General features: G+C 54.1%; 11 protein-coding genes. 10 read left to right on the top strand and 1 reads right to left on the bottom strand.

What is annotated here, in order from left to right; genetic code table 11:
• Positions 1-609, bottom strand: a 609-nt coding sequence (locus GA0061105_RS31800) for a nucleoside-diphosphate sugar epimerase/dehydratase (protein WP_425348788.1), incomplete at its 3' end; no start/stop codon positions are given.
• A gap of 353 nt (positions 610-962) precedes the next feature.
• Here GA0061105_RS31800 and GA0061105_RS31795 point away from each other — a divergent pair.
• The 10 genes from GA0061105_RS31795 to GA0061105_RS34030 all read left to right on the top strand — a co-directional run.
• The gene (locus GA0061105_RS31795) at positions 963-2774 is read left to right on the top strand and encodes an ABC transporter ATP-binding protein (RefSeq protein ID WP_092755337.1); all 1812 of its coding nucleotides are present in this window, start codon (positions 963-965) and stop codon (positions 2772-2774) included.
• Between the two features lie 18 nt (positions 2775-2792).
• Complete coding sequence (locus GA0061105_RS31790; RefSeq protein WP_092755334.1) at positions 2793-3557, top strand: FkbM family methyltransferase; 765 nt, start codon at positions 2793-2795, stop codon at positions 3555-3557.
• A gap of 16 nt (positions 3558-3573) precedes the next feature.
• Entirely contained in the window at positions 3574-4314 is a 741-nt protein-coding gene (locus GA0061105_RS31785) for a class I SAM-dependent methyltransferase (protein ID WP_092755331.1), read from the top strand.
• A gap of 76 nt (positions 4315-4390) precedes the next feature.
• Entirely contained in the window at positions 4391-5464 is a 1074-nt protein-coding gene (locus GA0061105_RS31780; RefSeq protein ID WP_092755328.1) for a hypothetical protein, read from the top strand.
• A 62-nt stretch (positions 5465-5526) separates the two neighbouring features.
• Positions 5527-6480, top strand: coding sequence for a glycosyltransferase family 2 protein (locus GA0061105_RS31775; protein WP_092755325.1), 954 nt, complete (start codon positions 5527-5529; stop codon positions 6478-6480).
• A 5-nt stretch (positions 6481-6485) separates the two neighbouring features.
• Positions 6486-7445, top strand: coding sequence for a glycosyltransferase family 2 protein (locus tag GA0061105_RS31770; RefSeq protein WP_092755323.1), 960 nt, complete (start codon positions 6486-6488; stop codon positions 7443-7445).
• Positions 7442-8554, top strand: coding sequence for a glycosyltransferase (locus GA0061105_RS31765; protein WP_092755320.1), 1113 nt, complete (start codon positions 7442-7444; stop codon positions 8552-8554). Before GA0061105_RS31770 ends, GA0061105_RS31765 begins: the two co-directional genes overlap by 4 nt.
• Positions 8554-9654, top strand: a complete 1101-nt coding sequence (locus tag GA0061105_RS31760; RefSeq protein WP_092755317.1) for a glycosyltransferase family 4 protein — start codon at positions 8554-8556, stop codon at positions 9652-9654. The genes GA0061105_RS31765 and GA0061105_RS31760 overlap by 1 nt, the downstream gene beginning before the upstream one ends.
• Positions 9655-9707: 53 nt before the next feature.
• A complete protein-coding gene (locus GA0061105_RS31755; protein ID WP_092755314.1) occupies positions 9708-10835 on the top strand; it encodes a glycosyltransferase family 4 protein in 1128 nt (375 codons plus the stop codon).
• Between the two features lie 126 nt (positions 10836-10961).
• Positions 10962-11034, top strand: a 73-nt coding sequence (locus GA0061105_RS34030) for an NAD-dependent epimerase/dehydratase family protein (protein ID WP_342587660.1), incomplete at its 3' end; no start/stop codon positions are given.

Raw genomic sequence — 11034 nt, 5'->3', positions numbered from 1 at the left:
GCGCGGATCATCATCAAGGTAACCGACGACATTGAGTTCGGCGCTATTCGTCAGAGCGCCGGCAAGCTGCCGCCCGGCACTTCCTGCCCCATAGATCAGCACCTTGGCGAGCGTATTCTGATGAAGGATACGCTGATAGGTATCCCCGAGCCAATAACGGATACCCAACCGCGACAGGCCGATCGCAATCAGCAGCAGGAAGGGCTGGAGAATGCCGACGGTTCTCGGAACGCCAGGGACGCTCAGCGCCGTAAATATCGTCATGAAGGCGACGCCGTAGATCGCAACGGCCTTCAGCACGGCAATGAAAGCGGCCATGTTGGCGTAACGGAAGATCGCCCGATACATGCCCATGACGATGAAGATCGGAAGGGCCATGCACAAGGAAACGAAGACCGGCAACCACTGCACGCCGGTTAGCACCGTCCATTCGTTCAGGCGGAAGCAATAAGCCAGCCAGATGGTCAGGACGCAAAGGCCGGAATCCACCAGCAAGGCGAGCGCGCGTTTGGCAGCACGCGGCATGGCCAGCAAAGGAGTGAAGAGCGCCTGCATCGGCACTAAGAACCATCCCGAGCGTGGCGTCTCATTGGGGGTATTTTCAGGCATTGCTTCTCAGCGTCTCGCGGATCAATCGGACAACCACCTTCTTGTCAGTTTCTACAACGAGCGCAACTGAAATAATCGGAAATCAAAGTCTTCCGCACCGCTCATCTATCAGACGTTGCATTCGCCTGCATGGACTGGCGTAGAGAAATCGTCGTCGGCTTTATTTACCGATGAAAGCCGGAGAACCGGCGCGCCGCTGATCGCTAAAAGGCGTTCGAAAATTGTATCCGGCCAGAGGCCGGGCGATGTCGCTCGTGTGGGAGGGCCTTCATCCTGTCGAGATGACTTATTTGGTTGCTACATGAGACCTTGATTGGTAGGTAGCCTTCCCTGATAACCTGCGAGGCAAATTCTTGGCAGTACTGAGAAAGCTCTATTCGGTATTGGATGCTCGCGAGCGCCTGCGGGCTGCGATGATATTTTCATTGATGGTAATGTCTGCCTTTCTTGAAGTTGCGGGTGTGGCTAGCATATTGCCATTTATCGGGGTGCTAGCAAACCCGGGGATAATTAAAGCCAACCATTTCATCTCGCTCGCTTATCAGACATTGGATTTTAAGGATACGCGCACCTTCCTGATTGCATTAGGCGTGGTGATGCTCGTCTTCTTGCTGTTCAGCCTCACTCTGCGTGCATTGACGGTTGTTGCCATACAACGTTTTTCGGTGATGCGAATCCACGCGATATCGATGCGTCTCCTTAAGACCTATATGGCCCAGCCCTACGAATTCTTCCTGGAGAAAAACACATCGAGTTTGTCGAAATCGCTGCTGTCTGAAGTCCAGGAAGTTGCCGGCAACGTTATGCTGCCGGGCATGCGCGCCCTTGCGGGGTTGGTCGTTTCCACTGCAATCGTGGTTCTGCTGATTGTTGTCGAGCCAGCGACATCTGGCGTTTTGGCCGGCTCTTTTGGACTAAGCTACATTGCAATCGACGCGTTTACGCGCCAGCGCGTCAAATATTCTGGCGAACGACGCCTCAAAGCCAATGATGCCCGGTTCGTTGTTGCCGCAGAGGCGCTGCAGGGCATTAAGGAACTGCGATTGCTCGGGCGGGAAGAGGAGTATTTGTCTCGATTCGGGGCGCCATCTAGGGCCTATGCGCACCATCAATCAATGACGATGATTACTCGCGAGCTTCCCTTCTACTTTATTCAAGCTGTTGCGTTCGGATCCATGCTTGGCGTACTGCTTTATTGGATAGCGCGTGGGGACAAGGTCGACGAAATACTCCCTCTGATGAGCTTCTTCGCTTTTGCCGGATATCGGCTGCTTCCGGCGTTCCAGGACGTGTTTCGCAGCGTTGGACAGATGCGATTCGCTCTCCCTGCCCTCGATGAGTTGCTTCGCGATCTGTCTCTAAAGCAGAATAGTCTTCCAATAGGCGTCCGGCCGGACCAGCCATTGCCATTCCGAGATGTAGTTCGCTTCGAGAATGTCGATTTTCAGTACCAGTCTGCCAAGGCGAAGACCGTAAGCAATATTAACCTGAACATTCCTGTCAATAGTACCGTAGCATTTGTTGGACAAACAGGCGCGGGGAAAAGCACGATTGTTGACCTTCTCCTGGGTCTTACGACGGCCACGTCGGGCCGCATAACTGTAGACGGCGTGCCACTGGACGTGCGCAATATCCGCGCGTGGCAGATGAATTTGGGATATGTGCCTCAACAGATCTTTCTCGCAGACAGCACGGTGTTGGCCAATATCGCTTTCGGTGTTCCTCGTCCGGAAATTGATGTTGAGGCGGCGAAGAGGGCGGCTACGCAGGCCCACATCCATGACTTCATTGTGAAGGAACTTCCCGAGGGCTACGACACGATCATTGGCGAGCGGGGAACCCGCCTTTCCGGAGGACAGCGGCAACGCTTGGGTATCGCGCGTGCCTTGTATAGAGACCCTCAGGTGGTTGTCTTTGATGAAGCGACCAGTGCGTTGGACACCCAGACAGAGGCAGCGGTGATGAAAGCGATATCTGAACTCGGGAAGCATAAGACGATTGTCATAATAGCCCATCGCTTAATGACCGTACGCAACTGCGACCAGATTGTCCTTCTGGATCGTGGCCAGGTTGTCGCGCGAGGATCATACGAAACTTTATTCGAGAATGAAGAACTCTTTCGAGACCTTGTCCAAGGGTCACCGCAAGGAATGCCGTTGCAATGAAACCAATCGAATGTCGCCATGATAACACGATTTAAAAAACTCCGTGAGACGCTTCGTTGGCTCACTCCGCTGGCCGGAGGTCCTGTCGCTGCGGCGCGCATTATCATTCGCCGAAAAAAAAATCCCCTTAGCCTGCTGGAGGTGAAGTACGACGGCAAGCCGCTGTTTTTCAGGGGCATAGACAGCAACGCGATCGTGGAGGTGCTCCACGAGCGCGAATATGAATTTCTAGATGCTGATCTGCTGTCTGCTGATTCACCACGCGTGTTGGATGTAGGTGCTCATATAGGCACCTTTGCTGCTTGGGCTCTCCGGGTTAATCCTCACGCTAACATTCTAAGTGTTGAGGCAGATATACATACCTTCGCCGTGGCGACGAAGAACGCGAGTTCTCGTCATGCGAATTGGCGCGTAATCAATTTCGCAGCCTCTAGTGCCGACGGAAAGCGGTTACGCTTTTCGACCGCAGGACCCTCAATGAGTCACCGGGTTTCCTCTGAAGGTGATTTAGAAGTCCAAACGATAACACTCCAAACTCTAATGGACACTATCGGCAACTTAACGGAAGTAGATATCCTTAAGATCGACATTGAGGGGTCCGAAGAAGATTTCCTGTGTGCAAATCCGGAATTGCTTGCGTCGGTAAAGTGTTTGGTTATCGAACTCCATCCAGGTATCTGCGATACTGAACGCGTTCGAAAGGCGATTTCGAGTCATTTTAAAATAGTGGCTGAGGTGCCAGGCCGTCGATCGGACAAGCCGCTTCTGTTGTGCCGGAAGTAAGAGTTGCGGAGAAGCCATGCACGAATTTCACGACGGAAGTGGGCGCGTCGAACTTGATATCCCCACCTTTGGGCGCCTGTTGCATATGCTCAAGCGTGCCGGAACCATCAGCACGTTGCGATGCCTTGAATATGAGCGCTTGAAATTTCTGGACCTTGAGGGATTGGTGCTGGATTTTGGTGGTGGTAGCCGAACCAATTATAGCCAGCACGTCAAAGAATGGAGCAAGCGCGGCGCTCCCTTCGAATATGAGTCCGCGAATATCGACCCTGATACTGAACCAACGTATCTAATTGAGCCTAACGGCCCTCTGCCTTGCACAGATCAACGCTATGACGCCGTCGTGTCGTTTAATACCTTCGAACATGTCTACCATGGAAAAGAAACGCTGCGCGAACTCCAGAGGGTATTAAAGAAGAGCGGACATATACATTTTATCGTGCCGTTTATCTTTCGAGTTCATGGTCATCCCAGCGACTACATCAGGGGAACGCCAGCTTATTGGCAAACGTTGCTCTACGAGTGCGGGTTCACGCTCACATCCACAACTGCCTTGTTGTGGGGGCCGTACTCGACGGCATGCAGTATTACCAGGCTGCCTGGCCCCTTCAAGCGCACGCGGATTCGTATTGCTTTGACAATCGACTACCTCCTTGCACGTTGGAAGTTCAGGAAGGGTGGAGAAGCCAAGTTTAAGCAGGACCATCCCGCTGTTAGATGTGCGCTAGGCTATCTCATCAGTGCGAAACGGGAGTGAACATTCTGATTATGATGGGAGTTATCTCCGCGCGGATCGGACACGAGACAATCTTCGGCAGAGCGGAGGCGACCGGATGCCGCAAATAATCGAATCCAACGCCGTGCAGATGCTGCTTGTCTCGTTTGCCGGAGTCATCGCATACGGAATTTACAAATTTCGTCCCTGGCTGCTTGCTATTGCTGGCGTGGTCGTGGCGATTCTGATCCATTTCAGCTTTCTATTTGATGTGGGCGAAGTCTATTCTTACTCCGACTTCTATAAGAGAGCTTTTTGGTATTTCGGCGATGACATAACCACGTGTTTGGCAGCGGCATACATATGGTCGCTCCTTTCTCGTCGCCCGAAATTGGGATGCGTCTTAGCGACCGCAATCCTCCTCTCGGGCGGGCGAATCGGCATAATATTGGTGATCATTCAGATTAGTTTATTGTATTTCCGACCGAAGTTGAGTTATCGGGGTCTCTTCACCACAGTCGCACTCACAATAGCGACGGCTGTTTCTGTGTACTATTCTTCGGTGCTAGTTTCGCCGACGATGATCTCGGTGGGAAACAAGGTTGCGTATCAACTTGGCAGCAATGAGGCTTGGTTCCAAAAGACGACGAACGGAGCCGATTGCATCAATGAAAATTGTTTTGAATACAAAGTCAAAAGGCCCTTGCGCATCCGAGTCTATGGTGCGATCGCGGGACTGTGGATGACGCTCGATGGAGGCTATCCGGGATCAAGATTCCCCAACACACCTGAAAAGCTAGCCAACCTCATGACGGAAGCGAATCCTTGGGGGCTAAACGATATGCTCGGCATTACACGGCAAGACTGGCTCATGGTCGGCACTATCCAGTCTCCGTATCTTCAGTTTGGCGCCGGATATGGTCCCTTCTTTCTGATCGCAGCCATGAGCATAATCGGCCTAATTTGTGTTGTCGGCTTCCGAAACCTGACCACGCAGCCCGGTGACTCAGGTTCCGCGTTTGCGATATTCTTTGTAGTGAACGCTATATTCAACCAGACCCAGGCGTGGCTGTTGCCTGGTCCGATTCTCTTCGTCATGGCGTTATGCGGAGCTAACATAATAGTGCAACCTTTTTTGACCAGCAGGCAGTCCGCCAATCAGGGCCAGTCCGTCGTCGTGGCAAACGGTTAGTCCTATCGACGGCCACCAGCTAACCTAGCTCGTATGCGTTGGACTCAGAAAGCAGTAACCGAATGGCTCCGCTGATCACAATTGGCATCACGTCCTTCAATGCCGAGAGGCATATTGCAAGTGCCATATCTTCAGCCATCGCTCAGAGTTGGGAGCCACTGGAGATCGTTGTTGTTGATGATAGATCGAGCGACCAGACCTTCGAGTTAGTAGACCAGATCGCCAAGAAACATCCACAGCTTCGGCTGTTCCGTCAGTCTCACAATTCAGGAGTAGCGGCAGCTCGTAATCGAGTAATAGCAGAAGCCAGAGGCGATTTTCTAGCGTTCTTCGATGACGATGATATGAGCGATCCAGACCGAGTTGCCACGCAATACCGGCGGATTGTCGAGTATGAAGGCCAGATTCCTGAGAGGGTGCCGGTAGTCTGTCACACAGCCAGGAGGCAGATAACCCGCGATGGCACTGAACGCATCGAGCGAACGATGGGATGCTCCCAGGAAAAGGAGGCGCCTCATGGTCTGGCCGTTGCCGGGCGGCTCTTATGGGGAGAGCCGGTCAAGGATGGCTACGGCGCGGTCGCTACGTGCTCTCAAATGGCAAGGACTTCGACTTACATAGAGCTTGGCGGATTTGATCCTGCCTTTCGTAGGTCGGAAGACATGGAATTTTGCGTGCGCGTGGCAAGAGCGGGCGGTCACTTCATTGGGATCGCGGAACCGCTCGTGACCCAGACGCTGACATACAGCTTCGATAAGTCGCTTGATAAGGAGCTCCATTACAAGCTCCAAGTCATCGACAAGCACGAGACTGCATTCAAAAACAAGGACCACTATCGGTTTTCGAGGGAATGGGTGAAAACAAAGTATCTGTGGTTACGAGGCGACCGGCCTGCCTTTATCCGCAAGCTGATGATAAGCGCCATAACCCATCCATTTTGGACGTGGTCCCGCCTGTGGTATGCACTGCCGCAGCTCGATAGCAACCTTAGTTTTTCTCTCTTCCATCGTAAGTAACATCCATGAACCAGAGCGAGCGCGTCACCATCGGCATAACTTGTTTCAATGCGCGCGACACCATCGGCAATGCTATCAGAAGCGCACAGTCGCAGGATTGGAGCGATCTTGAAATCCTCGTCGTCGATGATGCGTCAACAGATGGATCGCCCGAGCATGTCGAATCCTTTATTGCTGATGATCCCAGGGTTCGCCTCGTCCGTCATCGCAAAAATGGCGGCGCAGCCACGGCGAGAAACACAATTATCGAAGCAGCGACGGGAGATTTTATTGTTTTCTTCGACGATGACGACGAGAGCGCCGCTAACCGGGTAATGTTGCAGGTTGCTGCAATTAAGGCGTTTGAGGCGTCGAACGGTTCTCGCCCGGTCGCGTGCTATGCGGCAGGGGAGCGGATTTACCCCAACGGCCATCTCAAGCCGCTTCCCGCCATCGGATCCGCGGGGAAGACGCCCTGCGGCACGGACGTCGCGGATTATCTTCTCTTTTATCGGCGTAGGCCCGATTATTTTTACGGTTCGGGCACCCCCACGTGCGCGCTAATGGCGAGGCGAGAGCTGTTCCGGAAGCTAGGCGGCTTTGACGCGTCGCTAAAACGCGTCGAGGATGTCGATTTCGCTATTCGTCTCGCACTGGGGGGTGGGTGTTTCATCGGGACGACGGAAAAGCTGTTCGTGCAGCATTCAACACAGGGATCCGACAAGTCGCCAGACGCAAATCGCTCTGCCGAGGTCGCCGTCGCAAAAAAACATGAAGGATATTTGCGGTCCGTTGGCAGATATCATTATGCCAGCCATTGGCCGAACCTGCGGTATCACCACTTCAAGCGGCAGTACTTCCGATTCATTGCCCAGTTCCTCCTTATCGTCGCCATGAATCCTATTCTCGCCACCTCGCACCTGTTGGCAACCGGGCCAAAACGCCTTCGTCATGAGAGGCGCATGAATAAGAGGAATATACAATGAGGTTGTTATTTGTCGCCCGTGCTATGCATCGGATGGCTGGCGGTCTTGAGAGGATGATCGTGACCATCATGAACGAGATGGTCCTTCGCGGACACGAAGTTGCCCTGCTGAGCTGGGACCGAGACGATGCGCAAGCTTTCTATCCGATGGCCCCGGAAATAGGCTGGTATAAGTTGCACACGGGCGATGCCTCTCGCAAGGCAAATGTTTTGACGCGCTTACAGCGTGTCCCAAAGATCCGCAGATCCGTTTCCCAGTTCTCTCCGGATGTCATCGTTTGTTTTCAAGGTGGCCCGTTTCGGGCTATGCTGTCCTACACAGCCGGGATGCGAATCCCGCTTATTGCGGCCGAGCGCACAGCGCCGACGCTTTATGAACATGCCAACAGCACGTGGGGCAAACGAAAAGAACATTTCAGCTTTCGTTTCGCCAAACGCATCACTGTTCAATTCGATCGCTATCGGGATTACTACCCGAAAGCTCTTCATAAACTCATCGCCGAGACACCTAATCCGGTCTCCGAGGCCCATGAATTAGCCGTTCCTGGGGCCGCAAACCGCCATGGCCGCTTCACGTTGCTGTCAGTCGGCCGGCTAAGCTATCAAAAGAATTATCAGGCTCTGCTGCAGGCCTTCTCGGTCGTCGCAGATCGGTTTGTCGACTGGGACCTGAAGATCGTAGGTGAGGGGGAAGACCGGACGGTCCTCCAAGAGATGATCGACAGCAGCCCCGACCTGCGGGGACGCGTATTTCTGACAGGTACGACCTCGGACGTGGCGTCCGCTTACGTCTCATCCAATCTGTTCTGCCTGCCATCCAGGTGGGAGGGTTTCCCGAATGCTCTGGCCGAGGCGCTTGCTCACGGCCTGCCTTCTGTAGGCTATGGCGATTGCGCAGGAGTCCGCGATTTGATAGAGCACGGCGGGACAGGATTGCTTGCTGAGGGGAACGGTTCGCCCGACAACCTTTCAAAAGCATTGGGCGACTTGATGGCTGATCATGCCCGGCGGGCCGAAATGGGCGCCAATGCACGCCTTTCAATGCGTAAGTATCTGCCGTCGGCCTGCTTTGATCGTTGGGAGAATGTGCTGAAACAAGCGGCCAGTTGATGAAATTATTATTCTGCATCAAATCGTTGGCCACACTTGGTGGCGGCGCTGAGCGTGTTTTCGCGGAAGTGGTGAACGGTCTGCATCGTCGTGGCCATGATGTCTCGGTCCTCACGCTGGATGGTTCATCGGCATCTTCCTTTTATCCGTTAAGTCCGGAGATAAGACGGCAAACGCTAAAGATCCGCGGGTTGATGCCGCTCCCGCTTATCGGACTGCGGCGACGTATCCGCGAACTGGCTCCCGATGTTGTTGTGGCGTTCATGCCATCAAGTTACACACCAATCGCTTTCGCATTGTTGGGATCTGGCCTGCCCATCATAGCAAGCGAGCACAATGTGCCTGCCCGCTATAGTGGGACGCGCCTCAAGTGGACCTTGCTTAAATTAACCGCTCCACTTGTGAAGCGGTTCACAGCTGTTTCAAGCCAAATGAAACAGCTTTATCCGCCGGCGATCCGCGCCAAGATGTGCGTGCTGCCCAATCCGACCGGGTGGTCTGCTGGTCGGCAGGCCGACGTCGTTGGCGTGGAGTCCGGGCGTACCCTCCTCGCCGTCGGGCGACTTCATCCGCAGAAGGATCATATGACACTGGTGCAAGCCTTCGCGTTGCTCGCCAGCGATTTTCCAGAGTGGACACTGAAAATCGTCGGAGATGGAGACGCGAGGGCGACGATAGAGGCAGAGATAAAGCGCCTGAACTTATCGGATCGCGTGCGCTTGCCTGGCAGTACTCCGGATATTTCCTCCGAATATAGCGCGGCGCAACTGTATGTGATCTCATCTGCCTACGAAAGCTATGGTTTGGCAACTGTGGAAGCGCTGGCGCACGGATTGCCGGCGATCGGTTTCAGCGACTGCGCTGGCACGAATGAGCTCATCAAAAGCGGAGAAAATGGTCTCCTGGTGGATTCTCGGCCCACAAAAGCGATCGCACTAGCCGCTGGGTTGAGACAGATCATGCAGGACGGTGAACTCCGCCTTCGCCTGTCGAAGCCTGCCAACGCCGCTCATGCCCGCTCGACACTCGAAGACGTGCTCGACAAATGGGAGGCCATCAGTCTCCGATCGTCCCGGTCTCATCTGCGAAAGTGCCGGTGAAGGCAGGTGGTGCCCATGTGTAAACCGGCAATCGTTTCAGCCCGTCGGAGTATATGAGTTTGAAGGTGCTCTTTTTTGTAGCCGAGGACTGGTATTTCCATTCTCATCGCCTGCCGCTGGCCGTGGCTGCGAAGGCAAAAGGTTGCGAGGTGGTTGTCGCAACGAGAGTGACGGATCATGCGGATAAAATTGAAAAGGAGGGCGTTCGCGTTGTGCCTCTGCGGCAGCTTGTCCGGTCAAGCCTGAACCCGTTTCGGGAACTTGGTGCAATCGCGGAGCTGTATTCCGTTGTAGCGCGCGAAAAGCCTGATGTAATCCACAACGTTGCGATGAAGCCGGTGATGTACGGGAGCATCGTCGCCATGATGACAGGCGTCTCCAGGCGAGTAAATGCGTTGGGTGGCTTGGGCTTCGTGTTCTCCTCTCAAAATCTGCAAGCAAGAATTCTAAGGAAGTTTATAGTTTCAATCTTTCGCTACCTGCTCAACAGGAAGGGTACGGCTGTCATTGTCCAGAACAAGGAAGACTTCGACGTCGTGACCCGTGCGTGTGCCGTCGATGAGGCTAGGGTCCATCTTATCCACGGCGCCGGCGTCGATTTGGACGTTTATGTCCCTACGCCGTTAGCCACGATCGACCCTGTGGTGATGCTTGCATCCCGGATGATCCGGGACAAGGGGATAAGCGAGTTCGTTGAAGCGGCGAAGTTGTTGCGGGCCGAGGGCGTGAATGCACGCTTTGTGCTGGTGGGCAAACCGGATGGCGAGAATCCCGCATCGGTACATGAAAGTGAATTGGTCCGTTGGGTGTCGGAAGGTGTCGTCGAATGGTGGGGTCACCGTCAGGATATGCCCCAGACGCTTGCGCAGGCTTCGATAGTTTGTTTGCCGAGCTATTATGGGGAAGGCGTGCCTAAGGTTCTCATCGAGGCCATGGCTTGCGGCCGCCCGATCGTCACAACTGACATGCCCGGATGCCGCGACTTGGTCGTCGATAGCAAAACCGGGCTGCTGGTCAAACCTCGTGATATTGAGAGCCTCACCGCCGCGCTGAGAACGCTCTTACTCGACCACGCACGGTGCGAGGCGCTTGGAGAAGAAGGACGTAAGCTTGCATCGACGAAATATTCCCTGGCTATAGTCGTCGAGGGAGTGCTGCATCTTTACGGCTTAGTCCCTTGACGCGTGTCAGAGCGCGATCAAACGCAAGCAAATCATCAAAGATGCGGGCCGCTAACCTCGTTCGAATGTGAAACCCGTATCTTTGTCGAGACGGAACGATAGGCAGGGAGCCGAGAAAAGGTGGGAATGCGCTACTTCATTACAGGCACTGCCGGCTTTATCGGTTTTCATCTTGCCAGGCGCCTGCTGCAGGAAGGGC

This window comes from Rhizobium aethiopicum (assembly GCF_900094625.1).
Lineage (GTDB): Bacteria > Pseudomonadota > Alphaproteobacteria > Rhizobiales > Rhizobiaceae > Rhizobium > Rhizobium aethiopicum.
Note: the sequence above shows the minus strand (reverse complement) of the source record. Positions and strands in the feature narration are given on the sequence as shown.

Coding starts and splice junctions, on each gene's coding strand:
- GA0061105_RS31790 (WP_092755334.1), top strand. CDS start 2,793: ATGATAACACGATTTAAAAAACTCCGTGAGACGCTTCGTTGGCTCACT.
- GA0061105_RS31785 (WP_092755331.1), top strand. CDS start 3,574: ATGCACGAATTTCACGACGGAAGTGGGCGCGTCGAACTTGATATCCCC.
- GA0061105_RS31780 (WP_092755328.1), top strand. CDS start 4,391: ATGCCGCAAATAATCGAATCCAACGCCGTGCAGATGCTGCTTGTCTCG.
- GA0061105_RS31775 (WP_092755325.1), top strand. CDS start 5,527: ATGGCTCCGCTGATCACAATTGGCATCACGTCCTTCAATGCCGAGAGG.
- GA0061105_RS31770 (WP_092755323.1), top strand. CDS start 6,486: ATGAACCAGAGCGAGCGCGTCACCATCGGCATAACTTGTTTCAATGCG.
- GA0061105_RS31765 (WP_092755320.1), top strand. CDS start 7,442: ATGAGGTTGTTATTTGTCGCCCGTGCTATGCATCGGATGGCTGGCGGT.
- GA0061105_RS31760 (WP_092755317.1), top strand. CDS start 8,554: ATGAAATTATTATTCTGCATCAAATCGTTGGCCACACTTGGTGGCGGC.
- GA0061105_RS31755 (WP_092755314.1), top strand. CDS start 9,708: ATGAGTTTGAAGGTGCTCTTTTTTGTAGCCGAGGACTGGTATTTCCAT.